The 23452-nt window shown below is 37.5% G+C and carries 18 protein-coding genes; 5 read left to right on the plus strand and 13 right to left on the minus strand.

Translation table 11 applies throughout. The annotated features are described in order from the left end of the window. Positions 1-104 precede the first annotated feature (104 nt). From HHT355_RS13875 to HHT355_RS09500, 3 genes are all read right to left on the minus strand, one after another. Positions 105-1856, minus strand: a complete 1752-nt coding sequence (locus tag HHT355_RS13875; protein ID WP_146039186.1) for a S8 family peptidase — start codon at positions 1854-1856, stop codon at positions 105-107. 334 nt (positions 1857-2190) lie between these two features. Further along, on the minus strand, positions 2191-2859 hold the full coding sequence (locus tag HHT355_RS09495) for a hypothetical protein (RefSeq protein ID WP_103203214.1): 669 nt from the start codon (positions 2857-2859) through the stop codon (positions 2191-2193). Between the two features lie 33 nt (positions 2860-2892). After that, positions 2893-3405 (minus strand): hypothetical protein, encoded by a 513-nt coding sequence (locus HHT355_RS09500; protein ID WP_103203215.1) that lies wholly within the window; start codon positions 3403-3405, stop codon positions 2893-2895. A 309-nt stretch (positions 3406-3714) separates the two neighbouring features. Between HHT355_RS09500 and HHT355_RS09505 the strand changes: the two genes are divergently transcribed. Then, positions 3715-5034: an IS1380 family transposase gene (locus tag HHT355_RS09505; RefSeq protein WP_103201687.1), complete on the plus strand. Its 1320-nt coding sequence runs from the start codon at positions 3715-3717 to the stop codon at positions 5032-5034. A 151-nt stretch (positions 5035-5185) separates the two neighbouring features. Here HHT355_RS09505 and HHT355_RS09510 read toward each other — a convergent pair whose 3' ends face one another. Beyond that, positions 5186-5458 carry a hypothetical protein gene (locus HHT355_RS09510; RefSeq protein WP_103203216.1) on the minus strand — a complete coding sequence of 91 codons (273 nt, stop codon included), beginning with the start codon at positions 5456-5458 and terminating at the stop codon, positions 5186-5188. A 293-nt stretch (positions 5459-5751) separates the two neighbouring features. Here HHT355_RS09510 and HHT355_RS09515 point away from each other — a divergent pair, with 293 nt between their 5' ends. Beyond that, entirely contained in the window at positions 5752-7470 is a 1719-nt protein-coding gene (locus HHT355_RS09515; protein WP_103203217.1) for an ATP-dependent metallopeptidase FtsH/Yme1/Tma family protein, read from the plus strand. Positions 7471-7803: 333 nt separating this feature from the next. Here the strand turns inward: HHT355_RS09515 and HHT355_RS09520 are convergent, their stop codons facing one another. Continuing rightward, complete coding sequence (locus HHT355_RS09520) at positions 7804-9636, minus strand: glycoside hydrolase family 2 protein (RefSeq protein WP_103203218.1); 1833 nt, start codon at positions 9634-9636, stop codon at positions 7804-7806. A gap of 367 nt (positions 9637-10003) precedes the next feature. Here HHT355_RS09520 and HHT355_RS09525 point away from each other — a divergent pair, with 367 nt between their 5' ends. The 3 genes from HHT355_RS09525 (at position 10004) to HHT355_RS09535 (ending at position 14382) form a co-directional block, all read left to right on the plus strand. After that, positions 10004-11362 (plus strand): GH1 family beta-glucosidase, encoded by a 1359-nt coding sequence (locus tag HHT355_RS09525; protein WP_103203219.1) that lies wholly within the window; start codon positions 10004-10006, stop codon positions 11360-11362. A 241-nt stretch (positions 11363-11603) separates the two neighbouring features. Continuing rightward, positions 11604-11963 carry a hypothetical protein gene (locus HHT355_RS09530; protein WP_103203220.1) on the plus strand — a complete coding sequence of 120 codons (360 nt, stop codon included), beginning with the start codon at positions 11604-11606 and terminating at the stop codon, positions 11961-11963. 268 nt (positions 11964-12231) lie between these two features. Beyond that, a complete protein-coding gene (locus HHT355_RS09535; protein WP_158245950.1) occupies positions 12232-14382 on the plus strand; it encodes a substrate-binding domain-containing protein in 2151 nt (716 codons plus the stop codon). A 163-nt stretch (positions 14383-14545) separates the two neighbouring features. Here HHT355_RS09535 and manA read toward each other — a convergent pair whose 3' ends face one another. The 8 genes from manA to HHT355_RS09575 all read right to left on the minus strand — a co-directional run bounded on the left by manA (position 14546) and on the right by HHT355_RS09575 (position 23081). Further along, positions 14546-15478: a mannose-6-phosphate isomerase, class I gene (gene manA, locus HHT355_RS09540; RefSeq protein WP_103203222.1), complete on the minus strand. Its 933-nt coding sequence runs from the start codon at positions 15476-15478 to the stop codon at positions 14546-14548. A gap of 149 nt (positions 15479-15627) precedes the next feature. Then, a complete protein-coding gene (locus tag HHT355_RS09545) occupies positions 15628-16320 on the minus strand; it encodes a CpsD/CapB family tyrosine-protein kinase (protein ID WP_242967644.1) in 693 nt (230 codons plus the stop codon). 15 nt (positions 16321-16335) lie between these two features. Continuing rightward, positions 16336-17082, minus strand: a complete 747-nt coding sequence (locus tag HHT355_RS09550) for a YveK family protein (protein ID WP_103203223.1) — start codon at positions 17080-17082, stop codon at positions 16336-16338. A 318-nt stretch (positions 17083-17400) separates the two neighbouring features. Further along, positions 17401-18417, minus strand: coding sequence for an ABC transporter ATP-binding protein (locus HHT355_RS09555; protein ID WP_278320054.1), 1017 nt, complete (start codon positions 18415-18417; stop codon positions 17401-17403). Beyond that, positions 18407-19432, minus strand: a complete 1026-nt coding sequence (locus HHT355_RS09560) for an ABC transporter ATP-binding protein (protein ID WP_103203224.1) — start codon at positions 19430-19432, stop codon at positions 18407-18409. The genes HHT355_RS09555 and HHT355_RS09560 overlap by 11 nt, the downstream gene beginning before the upstream one ends. Before the next feature lie 30 nt (positions 19433-19462). Then, on the minus strand, positions 19463-20413 hold the full coding sequence (locus HHT355_RS09565; protein WP_330403392.1) for an ABC transporter permease: 951 nt from the start codon (positions 20411-20413) through the stop codon (positions 19463-19465). A gap of 4 nt (positions 20414-20417) precedes the next feature. Next, positions 20418-21368: an ABC transporter permease gene (locus HHT355_RS09570; protein WP_199179187.1), complete on the minus strand. Its 951-nt coding sequence runs from the start codon at positions 21366-21368 to the stop codon at positions 20418-20420. A 75-nt stretch (positions 21369-21443) separates the two neighbouring features. Then, a complete protein-coding gene (locus HHT355_RS09575) occupies positions 21444-23081 on the minus strand; it encodes a peptide ABC transporter substrate-binding protein (RefSeq protein WP_103203226.1) in 1638 nt (545 codons plus the stop codon). Positions 23082-23452 lie beyond the last annotated feature (371 nt).

A 23452-nucleotide genomic window follows, 5' to 3' on the forward strand; every position in this document is an offset into this window, starting at 1 on the left:
TCTTTTAATTATATAACCGTAATTGAGGAAATAATATAAATTTTAAAATACCATATTATAAATAAAATTATTAAGAAAGATTAATCTTAAATACATAAAATCTTTTAAACTATGTTTCTGAACGTATCTTCAAGGCACAAAGCACCGTAACCCAAAGTGCGATTCGGATATACATCTTCAATTCTTAACGGTCTGGCTCCGTCTATAAGATAAGCTTTTAATTTCTCCCCATACAGGTACGGGTCATTGCCACGAACAATTCCCCACTCCATCAGTAAGGCGGCACTTCCGGTTACAAACGGTGTTGCCATGGAAGTTCCCGATCTTACGGTATAACCGCCACCCGGAGAACATGAATTAATATTGACACCCGGTGCTACAATATCAGGTTTAATCTGGTTATCTCTGGTATAACCCCTTCCGGAAAACGGAGCCAATGCACCGGTATATGCATTATATGCCCCTACGGATATAGCCCGGTATGCGGTTGAAGGGATTGTAAGAGTTGTAAATTCGTTGGATAAAAGGAATCTGGTGGCCGGATTTTTTACACCGCCTGCCGGCAGCCACATATCATAATTTCCCACAACTATATGTCTGGGTACCAGTTCAATTCTCCAAACCCCCGCATTTATGTAAGTGCCGATTGGAATAAATTCGATATATATTTCCTGCTGTGCGTTATACGGAGTAGGTTCCCCGTAATATAAAAGAATTTCAGTCTGGGCAATCTGAAACTGCTGGGTTCCAAGCCTTCTTGGTACAGGGCCTACCCTTACCCCGTTGGGTGCAGTAATTGATATATCAAAATGATCAAAGTAGTTTTTCCATATCTGTAGATTCAGGGAGAATTCAAATTCACTGACTGTAAACTCCACAACTTCCGTAGTACCCATTCTAAGAATTCCTCCGGCATGATTTCCTTCCGCTCCTTCATTGCCGGTGCCTATTACAATACTGGTTCTGCCTCTGTTTGCTATTTCATCTATAAAACTTTCAAGCAGGGACCTTCCTGTATGAGACCCGTAATTGTTTCCGAAACTGATATTTACGGCCAGAGGTCTTCCCAAGGCTATTGCATAATTAACTACAAATTCCAGGCCCTGCATAAGCTGCGTCGTCCTCGGAAATGACCCTCCCACTGACTCGCCAAGCTTAACCACCAAAAGCTCACTGGCAGGGGCAACTCCCCTGTAACGGCCTCTGCTTGCCCTGCCGTTTCCTGCTGCTATTCCAGCAACATGGGTTCCGTGTCCGGAAATATCGGTACTGGGAACCACATTAAGCCTGTCAGGCATGGGTAAGCTTAAAGCCTCATTAAGTTGATCTCTGGTGTAAAGGGTCCCTATGTTAAAGCCCGGCGGAGGATTTCCCGGTATGGTCTGATCCCACAAAGCTTCAATCCTAGTTGTACCGTCTTCGTTTCTGAAATCCGGATGGGAATAGTCAATACCGGAATCAATAATTGCAATTAGTACCCCCTCTCCGGATAAATTATAGGGTTGGGCCTGAATAGGGTTTATACAGGAAGCGGTCCTTCCTTCGTTTACCTCAAAAAATAAGCGTTTGGGTTTTTCTATAAATTCAATTTCCTCATAGGTTGCCAAAAGGTCTATCAGATTTTCGGGTATGGTTATAACGGCATATCCTCCGGATAATTCCACAATGCCTATTCCCAGTTCATTGGCAATCCGTTCCAGAGTTCCGTTGTACTTTATAATCAATTCCCACAGATTCGTCTGCGGTGAATATCCTACGTTTAAATCCAGGGTCCTGTCTCTGAATTCTTCCGGCACATCCAAGGCAAGATTCAGTTGGTTTTCCACTTTGCCACTGTTTATACCCCCGTTTGTCATACTAATCCTATAATCCTCCTTCCTTTTGATATTACTTAATCCATTCAAGTTAAAATGCCATCCCTGTAACTAAACGAATAATTTTTTATATACACATTACTAATAAACCTTTATCTAATATATGCTTGTTTATATAAAACATGAAAATCAATATAATATGAGCCTACAATTTATGATAATCTGTTAATTAACAAAAAGAGTATACAGGCATAACCACAGTGTCCACAGTATATGAATTTTTACGAATTACAAACATACTGTGTTTTTCGGCTATACCTATATACTCTATCGCTTATTATTAACGCTTTAGCTTTGTATATGTCAAATAAGTTGGCTATACAATCTGTTCAACCTCTATATCTGTATATTCAATCTGAAGTATGAAAGGTCTGCATATCCCTACAAGCACCAGCAAGCAAAAATTTAATTTATCATCATTTTCGATAGTAAAGTATTCAAAAGCCGTATTTGCATCAGGGTCTGCCATGAGTTCGCCGATTATATCAACTTTCTTTACACCGGAAAATTTTACTTCAATTGTGCCAATATCTACATCTAATTTCCTGTTTATTTTCCTTTCACCGAATAACAGTACATTTTTTAATTTAATGCTGCATGTTCGGTTTATGATATCATTTTGAAACCATATCAATTTTGAATCCGCTATATGAAAGTCATGAAGTGCCGGATCCCACTTTTTTCTCAAAGTTAAGCTGTATTCCTTTTCATACATAATTATGTTGTGCATATATTCAAGCAACTCATCCAGTCTGTGATAACCCCTAACCAAATCTTCATTTTGCCTGGCTCTTTCCGGCCCAAAATATTTACTGTTTTCTGCCACATTTATTAAAAACTCATTTAGTTCTTTATCAGGATTTACTTGAATCCATTCTTCGCTGTTATGTTTTTTTGCATATCTTTTATAAAGGTCTGCTAAATACATATTCGCATTTAGGCTAGATCCGCATAAATAGGATAAATATACAGGTTCAAGTATCATTTTTTATCCTTTCTTTTCAGGTATTATTAATTATTAAAAGTATGTAGGAATTCCAAAGAATATATGACAATTTCCACGTCCATTACCAGGCTTTAAAGCATGAATATGTTGTACATTTAGATCTTTTCCATTTTGTCTGTGAACTTCAGGATTAGTATATCCTATACCATAAGCGGTTTGCGCCAAAAACATTGCATCACCATGAGTCATTGCAAATACATTATATGTACTAATATCTATTAATACAATATCGATTGCAGTAGGATATGGTATTGGATCTCCAATTAATATTCCACCTCTGCCACCGTAATTTGCTAAATATGCTCTCCAATATCTATAGCCATGTTCGTATTGAGCTACTAAAACTCTTGTATTAGATAATGCTATTTCAAGCTTATACGCAATATCTAAATACCATGTTAAAATTAAATTATGTACAGCAACAGCAACAGCTAAATAAGCAACCGCAATTGCTAAAGTTATAATTACTGCACCCGCTAATATTGCTAAGTACTCTAAAAACGGAAGTGCTGATGATAAGTTCATCAAAACACCTAATGATGCTAATTGTGCTGCTATTTGCTCATACGTAAAACTATATCCTGTAATATCATATACCAAAGTCGAATAGTAAGTTGATGTACTAGATAATGTAATATTGGAATAATTTATAATATTATTTAACCTGAATTATTCATCGTAACATATACAACAGTGCCTGGCACTGCATAATTACTATGTTTTTATCTTCTTATTGCTTTCACTTAAAAAGTGAAACTGAACTATAGAAAAAGGGTCTCAGCTTTGCTAAAATGAAGTTTACCAAACATACAAATCAGCAAAGGAGAAACCCTTATGTCTAGTTTAAATGCACTTCACTTAGAAAGCAATAGTAAATTTAAAATAAATTTTCACGGCGGCGATTTATCTTCCGATGCAGGTTTGCTGTTACTTAATGAATTCATTCACAAAATTGGTCTTAAGCCGCTTGTTAAGCAACATTTTCAGACCAAGGACAAAACAATTCGTATCCATACGGATGCTGATAACCTGTTGCAAAAAATTTACCAGCAGATATCCGGTTACTTTTCTGATGATGACTCGGATGAGCTGACTGATGACCCGGTTTTTACAAATATACTTGGCAAACAAGCATTGGCCTCCCAGCCTACCATGTCCCGGTTCTTTAACCGCATGGATGATGTTACTTTGATGCAGCTTGACTGGATACTTTACCTTCTTAGACAAAGGATTTATTCCATCAAAAGGCCTGAGATGGTTTTGTTGGATATTGATTCCACTCTTTTTGATACCTTCGGTAAACAGGAAGGCAGTGGATATAATTATCATTATTCCAATTATGGTTACCATGCACTAATGTGTTATGACGGGCTTACCGGCGACCTGCTAAAAGCTGCCTTAAGGCCGGGAAATGTATATTCCTCTACGGATTGCTGCGAATTTCTTCAGCCTTTACTTACCGAATATCAGGAGGATTATCCTGATGTAAAGCTTTTTCTTCGTGCTGACAGCGGATTTGCAAAACCTGAGCTGTTTGAACAGTTGGAAAGCAACGGTACATCCTATGCAATCAGGCTGAAGGAAAATGCCATCTTAAAGGAGATGGCTGCATATCTGGATAAGGAGCTTGACGAACTTACTGCTAATAATAAAGTTGACTATGCAGTAGTATATGGTGAAATCCATTATGCAGCATCCAGCTGGTCCTATCCGAGAAGAGTTGTTGTAAAGGCAGAAAAACCGGCAGGCCAGCTTGTATATATGCATACCTTTATTGTAACCAATATGTATATGAAAGCTGAGGATATCATTCATTTTTACTGTAACCGTGGCAAGATGGAGAACTTCATAAAAGAATCCAAAAGAGGATTTGATATGGACACCATGCCAAGCTACAGTATGGTGATAAATGAAAACCGGCTGCAGATATCCGTATTGGCATATAATATATTTAACTGGTTTAGGCGTTTGGTACTTCCGGCAAGAATGAGAAAGCTGCAAGTTGATACCATTCGCCTGAAGTTGTTGAAGGTTGCCGCCAAAATAGTGCATTCAGCGAGGTATATAACATTCAAGCTATGCAGTAGCTGTCCTTATAAAAATGAGTTTTATGAGACATTGAAAAACATACGGCTTCTGCCAAAGCTTGAATGATATATAAAATGTACCTTGACAGTTCAAGAAATTTAAAATGTGGATAAACCAAGGGGATATTATACCCTTTTGTGAATAACTTTCATAAAAATTTATCCTCGGAAATGAACTGTCGTAATAATTCCATGGGTAAATCTATGATTTTTTACCCTCATGAATAATTCAGGTTTAATTTATTATTAAATAACTTTGATGATTTTTGATTTGAATCATTTACTGAAGAGTTTGCGATATCCATTATATCTTCTTTTGTTACACCATTTGCTTTAAAATAATTAAAATATTCATTTGCCATCCTATCAATAATAGTAATTTCAGGTTCATTTGTAACAGTTTCATCAAAAACCGTACTTCTAAATGCACTGATATTCGCTGTATCCGCTTTTGCTATTTTAATATTTGTGGTAGTTAAAATTAATGTCATACATTAAAATAATGCTATGCTTCTTATAAAAACATTTCTTTTCATATATATCCTCCTTTACTATAATATTGACATTATTATACTGTTTATGTCAAATTATGTCAATCCATTTATTTACATCGTTATACATCTGATAATAAACAGTAATTTATAAAATTAAGACATCTATCAAAATGGTAAATTTCTATTCAATAAATTTCTTATTTCCATAAATTAATCATAGAAAATCCCGCATATAAAATGTTACAATTATTGTCGAAATATGTAATTTACTATTGAGCGGAGGCTTTAGAATGAAAAAAATAATGATTCCTGTAATGTCTGTCTTGCTTCTTATGCTTATTGGTGCAGGAATTTACAGTTTAAATAAACCTAAAAACGAAATGTCTTATCCATCTTTCTTGGATGCTGTAGAAAAAGGCCGGGTATCCAAAGTAACCCTGTATGAAGATAAAGGTACTTTTGACGCTTATCTTGAAAATGACCCGGAAACCGGATATACAGTACCAAACCCTATGACAGAAGATTTTGTGGAATTTTTACTTGTTAACAACGTAAGCGTATCATATAAAAACGGTAATATATCGGGTATTTTTGGTATACTTATTGTTGCCATAGTCGGTTTTGGCATAATTTATTACACCCGGGGTACGGGTTCGGCAAAGAATTTGATTACAGATGCCAATAAAAAAGACAGCGAAAAAGAAAAAATAACTTTAGATTCGGTGGCCGGCAACGTTGAAGCAAAGGCAATGGTTGAAGATGTTATCGGATTTATTAAAAATCCTTCGCAATACACCAGCTTAGGCGCCCGTATGCCCAAAGGCCTTTTATTTTACGGACCTCCCGGAACGGGAAAGACCTTATTGGCAAAAGCCATAGCCGGGGAAGCCGATGTACCTTTCTATGCCATGAGCGGGTCCGATTTTGTCCAAATGTATGTCGGTGTGGGCGCAAGCCGTATCCGCAGCCTCTTTAATAAAGCAAAAAAGCATGAAAAGGCAGTTATCTTTATAGACGAAATTGATGCCATCGGTAAAAAAAGGGCCAGAAACTCATCCGCCAGCAACGACGAAAGAGACCAAACCCTCAATGCCCTTCTTACAGAAATGTCCGGCTTTAACGACAACCAGGGGATTGTAGTGATAGGGGCAACCAACAGGCTGGACACCCTTGATGAGGCTTTGCTTCGTCCCGGTCGGTTTGACAGGCAAATTGAAATAGGCTTGCCTGACGTCAATTCAAGGAAAAGAATACTGGAACTTCACGCTAAAAATAAGCCTATGTCTGATGACGTTGACTTAGATAATCTAGCTAAATCCACGGTAGGTTTTTCAGGTGCAATGCTTGAAAATTTACTGAACGAAGCCGCAATAATTGCAGCCAACGAAAAAAAATCGTATATAACATATAAGCACATAGACAAGGCATTCTATACCGTTCTTGCCGGTGCCCCCAAAACGGATGTAAGCTATATTTCGGAACGGGAACGTAAAATTACGGCTTATCATGAAGCCGGTCATGCCCTGGCTACAAAGCTATTGCTTCCTGAAAATTATATTTCCAAGGTTACCATTATACCAAGCGTAAAAGGAGCCGGAGGTTTTAATTTAAGTATCCCCAAGGATGCCATGTATCAGAGCCAAAGGCAAATTCTTGCCAATATTAAAATTCTTTATGCCGGGAGGGCTGCAGAAGAATTAATATTTGGTCCTGAAGAAATAACAACCGGAGCCAGTAACGATATTCAAAAAGCTTCATCTTTGATTGCCGATTATACGGATAAATTCGGCATGGATCCCGAAATAGGGCTATTTAGCACCCGGATATTTCATGATATTCCGGATGCAGAACTTATAGAAAAATGCCGAGCCATCGCAAACAGCCTGTATAAAGAAACCAAACAATTGTTAAGTGAAAATATACAGGCCCTTGAAAAGATAACCACAGAACTGCTGCAAAAAGAAACTCTTAACGGGGATGATATAGATAACCTGCTGGGATTGAAATAATATTAATTATATTTTATCAATATAAAAATGAAGACAGATACGGAAAGACTGTAACAAAAAGGTAACGTATAGACCGTATCAATTTAAAAAGCCCCATATCCCGTAGTATTTACAGGATAACTAAAGGTTATTTAATATATATAACTTTATCAAAATAAATTTTAGCCGGAACTAAAATTATGATTTGTATAAAGTAAAATATAAAGCAAAATGCTGCCGCATCCGGACAATTATGATGTGTTCTTTACGGACTTACAAAAGAAATAATTTTAGTCAGTAAGAAACATCATAATCCCTAAAATGCGGCAGCATTTTTGTAATTAAAATAATCCGTTAATCCATCAAAGGTTTTGATATCTTACATACTTTCCGGTCATATGTAAAAAGCCCGTTTACCTCGTCTTCCACGTCGGTAAGCTGGGTATAGACAGCTCCCGAAAGGCCTTCTTTTTTCATTCTTTGAATATCTTCTCTATAAAGTTTTTGCAAGGCCTCTTCCAAATCTTTTGTATCTTTAAATATCCTGTAACCGTATATAATGGGTGAATAGGAATGTCCTTTTATGTAACAGGCATATCCGCCAAACTCGGTCAAAACTACCGCCCGCTTATGTTTATCTTTTTCATATTTAAGGGGATGAAAGTAATTATGAATGCTTTTTATATCTCCTCCACCCTGATCATACCAGCCGCTTGCCTGATCAATCAGCCTGGTTTTATCTATGGATCTTATTAAATCTGTTACTTCGTTAGCATCAAATTGCCCCCAGCCTTCATTAAAGGGTACCCAGGCCACTACGGACGGGCTGTTGTAAAGAAGATTTACGGTTTCTTCGCATTCCCTTAGCCATTCCTTTCTTCCTTCGGCATTTTTTCTCCCAAATAAAGAGTACTTTTTGTCTTTTATATGACCGTTGATACCGGGAAACAAAGTAGGCAGGTAGCCTACCGTAACCATATTGTATTTTCCCCCGCCGTTAACCATATCCTGCCATACCAGCATACCTAATCTGTCACAATGGTAATACCAGCGTAAAGGTTCTATCTTTATGTGTTTTCTTAACATATTAAATCCGAGGGCTTTAGCCTGTTCTATATCAAAAATCATTGCAGCATCCCCCGGCGGAGTATATAAACCGTCAGGCCAATATCCCTGATCCAAAAGCCCGTTCTGGAAATAAGGCTTGTTGTTTAAAAAGATTCTTGCTACCCCTTCTTCGTCTTCTTTTATTTCAATTTTACGCATGCCGAAATAGCTTTCGACCATATCCTCTCCCGCCCAGACAACCACATCATAAAGATGAGGATTTTCGGGACTCCAATATGTAAAGTTTTCCATTGGAATATCAATGGTCGATTCTTTTGTAACATAAGAATGTATTTTAACACCTTTATCATATATATCCACCCGATATAAGTTGCGTAGGTTTCTTCTGTCCGGCCTGATATTTCTTTGATCAGAATTTTCTTCATAATTAACCGCATGATTAAGATTAATACTTATCCTTACCATGCTTTCGTCTACCAAAGGTGTTATGCTTAAGGATTTAATATAGGTTTGCGGAACCCATTCCATCCATACCGTCTGCCATATACCGCTTTGGGCGGTATAGAACATCCCTCCCCGCAACAGTTTTTGCTTCCCCCTGCTGTGATATGAAGTATCCGACAGGTCTATTACTTTCACCGTAAGAAGGTTTCCGCCCTCTTCTATATAATCGGTAATATCTGCTGAAAACGGAAGATACCCACCTACATGGCGGATAACCCGTTTGTAATTTATAAGCACCTCACATATTTGGTCCACGGCTCCAAAATGCAAAATCAGGCGTTTTCCGGGCGGCTTTTTTTCGACAATAAGCGGTCTTTCATACCAAAGTATCTCACCCGGCTTTAGCTGGCGGTTAACTCCCGACAGGACACTTTCCGGAGAAAAAGGCACCAGAATTTTTCCGTCATAATAAAGGGGCTTGACTTCGTCTTTGGTTATATTATAATTCCAGTAACCGTTTAATATGGTATAATTGCTCCTTCTTAACTGAGGTCTTGGATATTCGGTTAAAATATTATTAGGATCTATATTGCTCCCCCATATTGTGTAAAGCTGATTAAAAATTGTGTCCTTATTTTTAAACAATAAAGTACGTACAGCATCTTTGAACTTCATGCAAGCACCCCCAATCGACAAAATTATACATATAGTCTAAATAAAAATAACCTCTTATTCAAGTTGTTTGTCCATGCTTAATCCAATATATGTGAATTATATTCGGTTTATTCAATATTAATCTGTAAGATGTAATTTTATATCTTTTGTATGTATTATCATGTCTTTTATTTTATGAGCCTGTCTTATCCGGTAGGTTTATGTTATAATGTTCTAGTGCATGAGCTAATGCTTAATTAGTTTTTATGGATTCATCCAAAAAACAAAAAATTAAGCAGAAAGCCTAAATAAAACAAGAATATATAAAGATTTATTAATGCTAATACTAATGAAAAAACCAAAGTTAAGAAAGAAAAGGAGTTGACATATGAGTTTTCCGAAAAAATTTTTCTGGGGTGCAGCATCGGCGTCATATCAGATAGAAGGTGCCGCCTTTGAAGACGGAAGGAGTCTTTCTGTCTGGGATACATTTAGTCACACCGCAGGCAAAGTGAAAAACGGAGATACCGGGGATATTGCCTGTGACCATTATCATCGTTTCCGTGAAGACGTAGCCCTCATGAAAGAATTAGGCTTGAAGGCTTACCGTTTTTCTATCAGTTGGCCCAGAGTCCTGCCTGACGGAACAGGAAAGGTAAATGAAGCAGGAATTAAATTCTACAGTGATTTGGTGGACGAGCTTCTTAAAGCCGGAATAGAACCCTTTATAACACTCTTTCACTGGGATTTGCCTAAAGCTATATATGACCGCGGTGGCTGGCGAAACAGGGAGATTGCAGACTGGTTTGCTGAATATACTAAAGTTATCGTAGACGCCCTGTCAGACAGAGTTCGTTTCTGGATGACTCTCAATGAACCTTTATGCCATATAATGCTAGGGCATCATACCGGCCACCACGCACCGGGCGAAAAAGCCTCTGATAAAGAGATTGTCCAAATGATTCACCATATGAATCTGGCTCATGGCAAGGCGGTTAAAATTATTCGTAACTATGCCAAAACACCTGCTGTAATTGGCTTTGTCCCCAACCCCAGTACCGGAATACCATTAACCGATACTAAAGAAGATATTGAAGCTGCCAAAGCGTATACTTACAGCGGTGCGGCAAGAGGACTTTTCTCCAACGGCTGGTGGCTTGATCCGATCCTGCTTGGCAAATATCCTAAAGACGGCATAGAGGCTATGGGTGAGGACTTTCCTGCAGATGTCATTAAAGAGGGAGATATGGAAATTATAAGCCAAAAACTTGACTTTCTTGGCCTAAATTTATACTTTGGCACTTTTATTTCTCATGATAAATCCGGCGGTTTTTATGAAGTTCCGAAAAAACCCGGATACCCTATAAATGCTCTTAAATGGCCGGTTACCCCTCAGATTATGTATTATATGCCTAAATTCCTTTACGAAAAATATAATCTTCCGATTATAATTGCTGAAAACGGAATATCCCTCCCCGACTGGGTGAGCTTAGACGGTAAAGTCCATGACCCTAACCGTATCGATTATATGCACAGATATCTCAGAGAGCTTAAGAGAGCTTCGGAAGAAGGTGTAGACATCAGAGGATATTTTGCCTGGTCCATTTTGGATAATTATGAATGGGCAGAAGGATATAATGAAAGATTTGGCCTGATATACGTGGATTATGAAACACAAAAACGTATTCCTAAGGATTCATTCTACTGGTACAAAGATGTCATAGCCTCCAACGGCGCTAATTTATAACATTATTTAATTATAAGGCTTCATTTGATATTCGATATTATAATTTTAAAAACGAGAATATTAAAGATAACCGCTGTAATTTATAATTGCAGCGGTTTTTGCTATATATAAAGACTCAAAATGTCAAAATATATTCTAATTAATATTTTTTTGTTTTTTGGTGTCATTTGGTGTCGTATTGCATAAGATATTATAGACATAATATTTAACATTTCATAATCAAAGAAAGGAGGGCCATAAAATGTCGTGTAACAGCAACAATAACGCATCTCTTGTTCAACATCTTTATCAGTTTATAGGTGATACCGTAACTATATTTACAACCAGCGGCGGGCTGTCCGGTAATGGTTTTACCGGTGTGTTAATTTCAGTTAATAATAGATTTGTAAGGTTATTAACTCATATGGGGGATGCTCCTACACATCCGATAGCAGGCAGCAATGATACAGGCCATGGCTGTATGCCGTCTTTCGGCAATTTTGCCATGTCTGACGGAGACAGTCTTCTTAACACTTCAAAAAAAGGAAGCGGAAGCAGATTAGGATCTGTATGTGACATTCCGATTGACCGCATTGCCGCTTTCTGTCACAATGCCGTATAAATAAACCATCGTATCATAAAGATTATACCCGGTGCCGCATATCTGTAACAGACAAACGATGTGCGGTACTTTTATTTTTAATCGGCACAATATTAAAAATGCATTTACTTTTAGGTAGTTTCACCATTTATATATCCCCTATTTCTCCCTTTATACTATTGTATTCAACAAATAAGAATGGTATTATTAGATATATAAGTCAAATATAAACTAATTTGGTAATATTTTGACTTATATTTATATGTTAAATATTGGGGGAGGTATTTCCATGGCTGATTTGTCGGCAGGAAAATCAAAAAGCAAAAGCTTTACGAGATTTTTTATCATTGTAATTACTTCACTTATACTTGTTATTTTGACCTCCATGATTGTACTCAATTTATACGGCGTAGATATCTCAAAAACTTTATTTAATCTTGGTTTGATTATTGTGGCAATTCTTACATGTACTCTGCTTGTCTTGTTAATCAGATTTTTACTGGGTGTAAATTTGATAGATAAAAATGCCGGTCTTTTATCACAGGGGATGCTCAATATCAGTGATATAATTCCCGATAAGACAAAAGGGCTAGAATCCCTCACAACTGCCTTTAACGAAATGAAAAGAAATCTTCTGAACTTTATCGAATCTACCAAAAGCAATGTTATCATATTATCGGATGCCATTGATAAAGTCACGAAAAGCCTTGAGATGAGCTTTAAAGGCAACGAGCATATTGCTTCAAATATGTCCGCAGTTGCCGAAAAAGCACAACAGCAACTTAATATAGTGAATAAAACCCTGGCAGGCATACAGGAAGTAGCCGAACGGGCCAATAATATAACCGATACATTGGCAAATATTGAAGCATTTGTGGAAAAAACCGTAGAAATAACCAAAAACGGTGCGGAACACGTTGACAAATTCAATGAGCAAATGGATGTTATATCAACCAATTTATCGGAAACTGCCGCCTTTATTGAAGCTCTCAATACCCATCTTAACGAAATCGACCAGGTTAACGGCTTAATCATTAATATTACGGAACAATTAAAACTTTTGTCCCTGAACTCGGCTGTTGAAGCTGCCCGTGCCGGTGAGGCAGGAAAAGGTTTTGTGGTTGTCGCGCAGGAAATGAATAAACTTTCATCGGCAACAAGAGAAAGTGTCGGCCAGATAAATAAGCTCCTGAACAATATCTTGACCAGCAATTCTAAAGTAAGTGAAAGCATTACCGGTTGTGTGGAAAGTTTTAATATAAGCAAAGAAATATTTAATTCTGTAAAGGAATCCTTCTATACAATCAATGAAAATACATATATACTAAGCGATGACATGAAGAAAGCATATGAAGAAGCCCGCTTAATTAACGAGAATACTAAGGGTATAAGCCGGCAGGGCCAGATACTTTATGATGCTTCCAACGAAATTTCTTCTATTACCCAAGACGTTGCTGCCGTTACCGAAGAAGAACTGGCAGAAAACGAAGAAATTAAGAATCAGGCTACATCTCTTCAAAATATGCTGTCCGGCATTGAAAAGCTGCTGAAAAGATACAGGACTTCAATTATGCCGGTAGATACCCAAAGCCAAAAACGGTTAAAAATTGCCATGATAAGCCCTTTGGATCATCCTTTCTGGGAAGGGGTAAGACAGGGGGCCTTATATGCCAAAACAGAATTAAAATCGAAAAATGTTGATGTTGAATATATTGGCTTTACGAAAGTGGATCACAGATTAGAGGATACTATTATTGAAAAAATTGAAAACAACTATGACGGCATTATTTTCCCCGGCTTTGTTGTAGGTGGCGAAAAATTTGTAAAAATGGCCAATAGCAAAAATATTGCCGTAATGGCATTTAACTGCGACTTTGCTGAAGGTGTGGATAGAATAGCTTACTTCGGGCCTGACATTTATGCTTCCGGAAGGCTTGCCGGAGAAGCTATAGCAAATGCATTGAACGACGAAGGCCAGATAGCCATAATCCGCGGTCCTTTGGAAACTTCAATAAACCGCGTACGCAGGGATGCAATATATGAAGTCGTTAACAAGAAGAAAAAGATGAAGATGGCAGCAGAGATTGAAGCTGAAACCGACAATTCAAAAGTTTATAAAAACACTATGGAAGCCCTCAATAAATTCCATAACCTGTCCGGTATTGTAATCCTTACCGGGGGAATAACCGGTGCCGCTAAGGCAGTCCAGGATAAAGGACTTACCGGAAAGGTTAAAATAGTATGCTTCGATTACGACAATGAAGTTCTTGATCTTATAAGAAAAGGTGTCATATACGCAGCCATAGGGCAAGATCCGTTCAGCCAGGGTCATGATCCCATCATAGCCATGTATAACTATTTGGTTACCGGAGAAAAACCTGCCTCTGTTTCATATACCCGTACGGAATACATCGACATAAGAAGCGTAAGTGAAGAATAAAATTTTATAAAATATAACTGTATATTGTATATTAGTAAAACACCTGCTGTTATTATCTTATTTGAGAATGTCCTTTAAATAACGGCAGGTGTTTTAATCAAATAAATCATATAAGATTTAAATAAATTTTATCACATTCTTAGGGATATGCCTGCAATATATTTTAAATATAAGAAATTATAAGTTCCATATCTCCCTTTAATTTAAATTCTCCGTAGCCATGCGGTAATATAAAGTGGTCACCTTTGGATACCTTTATACCGTCTATCTCACCATCTCCCTCTATAATGCTTACATTCATAAAATCCTTATCCTGGGCTAATTTAAGTTCTCCCCACAAGTCTATTTTTTTTACCGTATAATATGGGCATGAAATCAGTTCCCTGATTTCCCATCTTTTATCCTTGATTATTTTTCCTCCTGTCTGAGCATCCATATGAGGGCAGTTAATTACATCTATACTTTGCTTTATATGAAGCTGCCTGGGTTTACCATTGTCTAATCTGTCATAATCATACAGCCTGTATGTTACATCACTGCTTTGCTGTGTTTCAAGAAGCATGGTCCCACCTTTAATTGCATGAACAGTACCGGGTGTTATCTGAAAAAAATCACCTTTTTTAATGGGGCACACCCTTATAAGCTCATCCCATTTTTTATGCTCTATCATTTGCTTAAGTTCTTCTTTATCTTTTGCATTATGCCCAATGACAATTTCGCCGTTTTCCTTGCAGTCCAGAATGTACCAGCATTCTGTCTTTCCAAATGAACCGTTTTCATTTTCATAAGCATATTTATCATCCGGATGAACCTGAATGCTTAAGTCTTCCTTTGCATCTATTATTTTAACCAGCAAAGGAAACCGCTCTTCCGTCCTGTTGCCAAACAACTCCCGTTTATTTTCCCAGAGCCAGCTTAGGCTTTTCCCCTTAAAGGTTCCGTTTTTTATTGTGCAGTCTCCGTTAGGATGGGCACTGATCGCCCAGCATTCACCGGTATGTTCATCCGGGATATCATATCCGAATTCCGTTTTTAACCTGTTTCCACCCCATACCATAGATTTAAAAACAGGATCTATAAAAAGTATTTCTTTCATAAAAAACTCCTCGTAATATTTGATAAGTTTAGCACTAAATCATAAATATGATTCTTATAATATAAAATTATTATGTGCATAGAATAAATTATAGCTTTTTCATAATAAAAAAACAACGGATTTACCGTTGTTTTGTTTTATATGTACTTTTAGTATTCTGTATAATAATCCAAATACTTTTTGTATTTTTTGCTTTCATAGCCGTAATACCGGCTGCCATAATCGTATTTGTTAAGAACAGCACCCAGTATTTTGCTTTTTGATTTATTCAACTGCCTGATAGCCCGTTGGGCAAGCTTATAACTGATAGCATTGGCTTCTATTACAAGTATTACTCCGTCACACTTTTGAGCTACAATGGCACTGTCTATTACACTGCCGATGGGAGGAGTATCAATAATAATATAATCATATACCTTACGAAAAATTCTAAGTAGCTCTCCGAAAATATCGATGCCTAAAAGTTCCGCCGGATTTGGCGGCACAGGCCCGGTAAAAATTATGTCTAAATTATCTATATTAGTTTCATAAAGAATTTCGTCAATACTGTTTTGTCCGGACAAATAATGAGACAAACCAATAACTGCCTGATCGGGCTTATATTTCCCGACCAGGACAGACCTTCTTAGGTCAGCATCTATAAAAATTACCTTCTTCCCGAATTCTGCCAAAGATCTTGCCAAATTAAATGAAACATTTGATTTTCCCTCATTCGGAATACAGCTGGTAATGCATATGGTTTTTATATCATTTCCGCAAAATTGAATATTGGTCCTTAAGGTCTTATATGCTTCATTGGCCCTGAAGCTTAATTTGTTTATATTGGTAAAATTTATCTGCACTTTTGCTTCTCTCCTTTAACTCGCATATCCTTCCTGCTGATATACGTTTTTTGATGCAAAAGGTTTTTTCTTTTTTACTTCCTCATCCCATGGGATTACTGCCAAAGTGGTTATTCCCAAATATTTTTCTATATCATCGGCATTTTTAATCCGGTCGTTCATCAAATGCAATGCAAGTATTAAAAAACAAGCTATCACACATCCCAATACCGCACCTATTACCGTATTACGGCTTATATCCGGGCTTGAAGGATAAACGGGTAAATTACCGTCTTCCAAAATATTAATTTTTTCAATTTCCATGATATTTACTAAATTCTGCGAAGCAACTATGGCAATTGTATCGGCTAATTCTTTTGCTAGATATGGGTTTTTATTGACAATACTGATTTCCAATACCCTTGTGCCTTCAGGGTTATGGACAGAAATTAAATCTGCCAGTTCTTTCGGTGTCATATCAATATCCAGTTTTTCTATTACGCTTTCCAAAACCGCCCGGCTGGTAATCATAAACATGATATCTTTTGTAAGCTGCGATCCTGTCTGCAAATCCGTATATGTAGTTTTACTTGCGTCCTGCCGGTTTATTATATATATACTGGCAGTTGACCTATACTCGGGTTTTATTAAATATTTACTTATCAGAAAGGCTCCGGCTGCACATATGATACCGGTCAATATAATAATCCATAAGCGTTTTAGAAATAAAAACAATATTTCTTTAACTTCAATCTCACTTACTTCATATTTTTTTTCATACATTTAACCTGCTCCCCTTCATTCTTATATACTTTATCCATTGCATAACCGTTTTCATTTTTATATTAATATCCTCTTCAGCCTGATGGGCTTGTTCAATTAACTCGCTTGTCCGTTTTACTTATTTTTCCAATATACAAAATTATATACCAGTAAAGCTATGATTACAATTATAAAAAAATAAAAAGAGGAATATTTTTACTACAGTTCTTCCTCTTTTTATACATTATCAGCTTTTATTCTGCTTATTGCCGGTTATTATGATATTTTCTTTGCATTTATGACACAAATTTTACCGGAAAATATTATATTTCAATATTATCAATTTAAGTTGTTTATTTTTTCTACATGATGACAGGAAACCATATGTCCTGCCTTAATCTCCGGCTTTGGAAAATCTTTTGTGCAAATATCGGTAGCATAAGGGCACCTGGCGGCAAAAGGACATCCGGGTTTTGGATCGATTGGGCTTGTTACATCCCCCTCCAGCATCTGCCTTTTCTTCTGCGCTTCCCTTTTGGGATCGGGTACGGGAACCGCAGAAAGCAAGGCCTTGGTATAGGGATGTAATGGGTTTTTATATAGTTCATCACTGGTTGACAATTCAACTATATGGCCCAGATACATAACCGCTATTCTGTCGCTTATATATTTTACGATATTCAAATCGTGGGCTATAAACAGATAAGTCAAATTCAGCTTTTTCTGCAAATCATAAAGAAGATTAATTATCTGTGCCTGAATGGATACATCCAGGGCTGAAATAGGCTCATCACAGATTATAAATTCCGGTTCTATAGCCAGAGCCCTTGCAATACCGATACGCTGCCGCTGTCCTCCGGAAAATTCATGGGGATACCTGTTTGCATGCTCGGCATTTAGGCCCACCAGTTCTAAAAGCTCAAAAACCCTTTCTTTACGCTTTTTCTTATCATACATTTTGTGTATTATCATTCCTTCTTCAATTATAGATCCCACTGTCATTCTGGGGTCTAAAGATGAATAAGGGTCCTGAAATATAATTTGTGCCATCTTAGCATATTCAAATAAGTTATTTTTTGAGACAACCATTTCCTTCTTGCCATGATATATTATCTTTCCGGAGGTCGGAGGATATATTCCCATTATAACTTTGCTTAGGGTAGATTTTCCGCAGCCGGATTCGCCTACCAAACCTAAAGTCTCACCTTTTTTTATATTTAGATTTATATTATTTACCGCTTTAAGGACTCCCCCTGCAACTTTAAAATGTTTCGATACATCCTTAATTTCAACTAAAATTTCTTTATCGTTATCATTAACTACCGGCTCTAATTTAATTTTATCTTTATTCATCATTTTCTCCACCTCCGTCCGGATTTTTAAAATCCGAATAGGGACAATCTTCATGCAATAGCCAACAGGCCGATTTATGGTCTTTTGAAGGCTCAAAATGAGGCGGCATCTGGGTTTTGCAAATTTTCATGGTATATTTGCATCTTCCGGCAAAAGGGCAACCCACAGGCGGATTCAACAAATCCGGAGGAGTCCCTTCTATAGATACCAGGCGGGTGTTTTTATCCGTATCGGTTTTCGGAAGGCTCTCCAGCAACGCCTTTGTATAAGGATGAGCCGGACGGTAAAATATATCATCTACTGAGCCTGTTTCGACAATTTTACCCCCATACATAACCGCAACCCTGTCAGCCATGTTGGCTACTACTCCCAGGTCATGAGTTATAATTATAATGGATGTCCCGGTCTTTTCCCTTATTTCTTTAAGTATATCGATTATCTGAGCCTGAATAGTAACATCCAGGGCAGTTGTGGGTTCGTCCGCAATCAAAAGTTTAGGCTGACAGGAAAGAGCCATAGCTATCATCACCCTTTGCCTCATTCCTCCCGAAAATTCATGGGGATACTGAAATATTCTGCTTTCGGGATTTGGTATTCTTACCAGCTTAAGAAGCCTAATCGCCTCTTTTTGGGCTTCATCTTTTGACAGCTTTTTATGATGTTTTATAGCTTCAGTAAGTTGCCTTCCGATAGTCATCGTGGGGTTTAGGCTTGTCATAGGGTCCTGAAATATCATGCTGATATCTTTTCCTCGGATGGCCATCATTTCTTTTTCGCTTGCTTTTACTATATCTTTATCTCCTAAGAGTATTTTCCCTCTTTCAATCTGCGTCGGAGGCATGGGATTTAATTTCATTATAGTCTGTGCCGTTACGCTTTTACCGCTGCCGCTTTCTCCCACTATGGCAAGAATCTCGCCCTCATACAAATCGAAACTAACTCCTCTGACCGCTTTTACCTGACCGGCATAAGTATGAAAGGTTACATGTAAATCTCTTACTTCAAGGATTTTGTTCATTTTATCACCTCTAAATCTAAGCAAGCCTGATTACTTTCTCAATCGGGGGTCTAAAGCATCTCTTAGTCCGTCACCGAGTAAATTAAACGACAGCATAGTAAGGCTTATACAGATAGCCGGTATGATAAGCTGAGACGGATACATTTGAAACACTCTGCTTCCTTCGTTCGCCAGGGTACCCCAGCTTGCCAAAGGTACCGGAACCCCCAGTCCTATATAGCTTAAGAACGCTTCCGTAAATATTGCGCTGGGTATAGACAATGTAATATTAACTATAACTACACTAAGGGTGTTGGGTAGCAGGTGTTTTGTTATTATCCTTGCCGGTCTTGCTCCCATTACTTTTGCCGCAACCACATAATCCTGTTCTTTCAGGCTCATTATCTGGCCGCGGACCAATCTTGCCATGCCTGTCCACCCCACTGTCGCATAGGCAATAACCATGGTCATGGTCCCGGCAGGCAATACCATCATTAAAAGTATTACTATAATCAGATACGGAATTCCGTTTATTATCTCAATAATTCTCATCATTATATTATCTACAACTCCACCGGCATAGCCTGAAATTCCTCCGTAAATAATACCGATGATAAAATTTATTAATACTGCGGAAAAAGATATGAATAAGGAAATTCTGCCTCCATACCAAACTCTTGTGAAAATATCCCGGCCCAGGCTGTCGGTCCCAAAAAGATGCATATGTCCGTCTGTAGGGTCCCTAAAACCAAGCGGTGCATAAGTATGGCCGAGGTGCTGCTCACTAATTGTATAGGGTGAGAAAGCAGGGACAAATATACTGAATAAAGTAATTATAATAATTATGACAAGTGCGGCTATAGCAGCCTTGTTCATAGAAAGCCGCCTGAAAGCATCTTTCCAATAACTTGTATTCTGTCCCGATACGGTTTTAATATCTGATTTGTCTAACCCGATTCGTTCAAATTGACTCTTATCAATATGTTTTATTTTGCTATCCATTTTCTCACTCCTTAACCTCGCTAAGCTTAACCCTGGGATCTATAAATCCGTAAGCAAGATCCACCAAAAGATTTGCAATGATAAGAAATGCACCGTAAAACAAGGTTGTACCGGATATCATTGTATGATCCTGAGTCTGAATACTGTATACGAAGAATTTTCCCATTCCCGGTATGGCAAAAATATTTTCCACAACAAAGGCACCGGTAAGCAAAGCTGCCGATATCGGTCCTAAGACTGTTATTACCGGCATGATTGCATTTCTGACTGCATGTTTCCATACTATAGCTTTCTGCGACAAACCTTTTGATTTGGCGGTTTTAATATAATCTTGACTTAATACATCCATCATGCTGGTTCTCATCAGTCTTGATACCGTAGCCAGAGAGCTTAAACTTAAAGCAAAGGAAGGTAATATTTTGGCGGCAAAACCGTTCCAGCCTGTATTGGGGAAAAATGCAATCCCAGTCCATTGAGTAAGCTTTAGCGCAAAAAAGTATTGTAGCAAAGAGCCCACAATAAAACCCGGTACGGAAACTCCGATTATAGCCAAAAACATTGATAAAGTATCCCAGTGAGTACCCCTCTTTACTGCCGCAATTATTCCTAGCAGAATTCCCATTACCGTAGCAAAAATTAAAGCCCTTATGCCCAGATCAAAAGAATACGGAAAGGCCTGCCTGATAATATCATTTACGGGCCTGTTATAATGTATTGATATTCCCAAATCCCCTCTGAATACATTCCCGAAATAAATCAATAATTGCTGCCACATGGGCTTATCCAAACCGTATTTTTCATTCAAAGCTTTCAGGGTAGTCTCAGGAATGGCTTTTTGTCCGATAAAAGGATCTCCCGGAAGCAGGCGCATCATGAAAAAAGTCAGCGCAACTAGAATTATAAGGGTTAAAAACGAATAAAAGATCCGTTTAAAAATATACTTAATCACCGCCATCCTCCTTTACTTAATTAGTTATACAAATATGATAAACAGCATTAGGGAGCATGACAGCCATGCCCCCTATAGCCTTTATTTGGATAATTTAACATTAATCAGGTTTATATCCTGGAATGCGGTTCTTATAACTCCCGATGCTATCTTTCCGCTTAATACATAATCTCTTGATCTCCAGTAAATCGGGCCTACCGGCATATCATCCATGATGATCTGTTCCAGTTGTTTCAAATATTCAAACCTTTTTTCTTTATCTTTTTCTGTCCTTACTTTGTCGAGCAATTCATCATATTCGGGATTGCTGTAACTTACGTGGTTATTGCCGTTTCCTGTTTCAAACATATCTAAGAATGTCAAAGGATCGTTGTAATCCGGGCCCCATCCGGCAAAGACTATATCAAAGTCTTTATTGGACATTCTTTCAAGCCTGCTTTTAAACGGCATAGGTTCAATCTTTATATCAAGTCCCAAATTAACCTTAAGCTGTTCCTGAACAAATGCTCCGTTTTTCACTGCCGAATCACTGTCGTCAATTATTAATGAAAGGCTGATGCTATCTACATTGAGTTCTTCCAATGCCTTATTGTAATATTCTTTAGCCAGTTCTGTATCAAATGCAGGCTGAAGGCTTCCGACTTCTTTGTAGAACTTATCGTTAAGTCCGTTTATGGCAGGTGCTGTAAAAGAAACAGCAGGTTGTGAATCATTTTTTACTATACTGTCTATAAAAGCCTGTTTATCTATAGCATAGGTTATAGCTTTTCTTAAGTTTTTATTTGACAGATACTTATTATCCATATTGTATTCAAGATAAAATGTTGAACCGTCGGCATAGGTGTATACAGGATAATTTTCTTTCTTCATCAACTGTACTTGTTCTCCGTTAAGGCCTATCATATCAACCTCGCCTACCTTAAATGAGTTCAATGCTGCATTTGAATCATTGATCATAACCATTACAATTTTTTCAAGTTCAATCTGATCTGCATTATAATAATCGGGATTCTTTTCAAGAACTATCTTGCTTTCATGTTCCCAGGAAGTCATTTTGAAAGGACCGTTGTAAACCATCTTGTCGGCATCAGTACCGTATGCAGTACCGAATTCCTTATATGCTTTTTCGTTTACCGGTGCAAATACGCCGAATGCCAAGGTATCCAAGAAATAGCTTGTAGGATTTTCAAGTGTTACTTCCAACTGATAGTCGCTTAAAGCCTTAAATCCAAGCTCTTCCGCACCGACTTTTCCCTTGTTGTATGCTTCACCATTCTTAAACACATAGCCAAAGTATGCATAATCAGAAGCAAAGCTGGGTGTAAGTAAGGCGGTCCATGCAAAAACAAAGTCATGGGCTGTAACGGGTTCTCCGTTGGACCATTTCATATCGTCACTTAAGTTAAAGGTATATACCAGCCCGTCATCACTTACGGTCCAGTTTTTTGCAACACCGGGTTTTACGTTGTCATTCTCGTCCAAGGTTACCAAGTTTTCTACTATATGCCTTAATACAGTAAATGATGTTGTATCAGTCATAGTAACAGAAAACATATCCGGCGGTTCACTTGAAATATTGACTGTTATTGAATTTGCATCCGGAGTACCCGGATAGGCATTTTTACTGCCATCAGTAGTATTCTGTTTACCGCAGGCGGCTAATATGTTTATCACCATTGACAATAAAGCAACAGAGGCGATTAGTTTCTTAATTTTCATATATGCGTCCTCCTTGTTTAATATATAAGGAAGTGCTTTACACTTCCTGTAAAAATAATATGTATATATTAGTCCTAAATATTGTAATAGTCAATATTGATACTTTTTCCTATTTATTGGATATTATTGTCTTTGATGATAATAAAATGAAAACATAGAATTAATAATAAATACAACCATTTTGATACATCATACATACTTCAAAAATTTCTGAAACCCATAATTTACAATATGTTTATAAGTAAAGTAACCGTTCAGAAACTGCATAATTTTCAGTCATATTGATATAGTCATATAATTTTAACCAATAGATCAGAAAACAGGCATCTTAAGCTCATGTAAATTATGATAATTCTCCGCAAATAAAAAAA

The organism is Herbinix hemicellulosilytica (assembly GCF_002904165.1).
Taxonomy (GTDB): domain Bacteria; phylum Bacillota; class Clostridia; order Lachnospirales; family Lachnospiraceae; genus Mobilitalea; species Mobilitalea hemicellulosilytica.

Coding starts and splice junctions, on each gene's coding strand:
- HHT355_RS09520 (WP_103203218.1), bottom strand. CDS start 9,636: ATGAAGTTCAAAGATGCTGTACGTACTTTATTGTTTAAAAATAAGGAC.
- HHT355_RS09555 (WP_278320054.1), bottom strand. CDS start 18,417: ATGATGAATAAAGATAAAATTAAATTAGAGCCGGTAGTTAATGATAAC.
- HHT355_RS09535 (WP_158245950.1), top strand. CDS start 12,232: ATGGCTGATTTGTCGGCAGGAAAATCAAAAAGCAAAAGCTTTACGAGA.
- HHT355_RS09560 (WP_103203224.1), bottom strand. CDS start 19,432: ATGAACAAAATCCTTGAAGTAAGAGATTTACATGTAACCTTTCATACT.
- HHT355_RS09575 (WP_103203226.1), bottom strand. CDS start 23,081: ATGAAAATTAAGAAACTAATCGCCTCTGTTGCTTTATTGTCAATGGTG.
- HHT355_RS09525 (WP_103203219.1), top strand. CDS start 10,004: ATGAGTTTTCCGAAAAAATTTTTCTGGGGTGCAGCATCGGCGTCATAT.
- HHT355_RS09515 (WP_103203217.1), top strand. CDS start 5,752: ATGAAAAAAATAATGATTCCTGTAATGTCTGTCTTGCTTCTTATGCTT.
- HHT355_RS09530 (WP_103203220.1), top strand. CDS start 11,604: ATGTCGTGTAACAGCAACAATAACGCATCTCTTGTTCAACATCTTTAT.
- HHT355_RS09510 (WP_103203216.1), bottom strand. CDS start 5,458: ATGACATTAATTTTAACTACCACAAATATTAAAATAGCAAAAGCGGAT.
- HHT355_RS09505 (WP_103201687.1), top strand. CDS start 3,715: ATGTCTAGTTTAAATGCACTTCACTTAGAAAGCAATAGTAAATTTAAA.
- HHT355_RS09495 (WP_103203214.1), bottom strand. CDS start 2,859: ATGATACTTGAACCTGTATATTTATCCTATTTATGCGGATCTAGCCTA.
- HHT355_RS09500 (WP_103203215.1), bottom strand. CDS start 3,405: ATGAACTTATCATCAGCACTTCCGTTTTTAGAGTACTTAGCAATATTA.
- HHT355_RS13875 (WP_146039186.1), bottom strand. CDS start 1,856: ATGACAAACGGGGGTATAAACAGTGGCAAAGTGGAAAACCAACTGAAT.
- HHT355_RS09565 (WP_330403392.1), bottom strand. CDS start 20,413: ATGGATAGCAAAATAAAACATATTGATAAGAGTCAATTTGAACGAATC.
- manA (WP_103203222.1), bottom strand. CDS start 15,478: ATGAAAGAAATACTTTTTATAGATCCTGTTTTTAAATCTATGGTATGG.
- HHT355_RS09570 (WP_199179187.1), bottom strand. CDS start 21,368: ATGGCGGTGATTAAGTATATTTTTAAACGGATCTTTTATTCGTTTTTA.
- HHT355_RS09550 (WP_103203223.1), bottom strand. CDS start 17,082: ATGTATGAAAAAAAATATGAAGTAAGTGAGATTGAAGTTAAAGAAATA.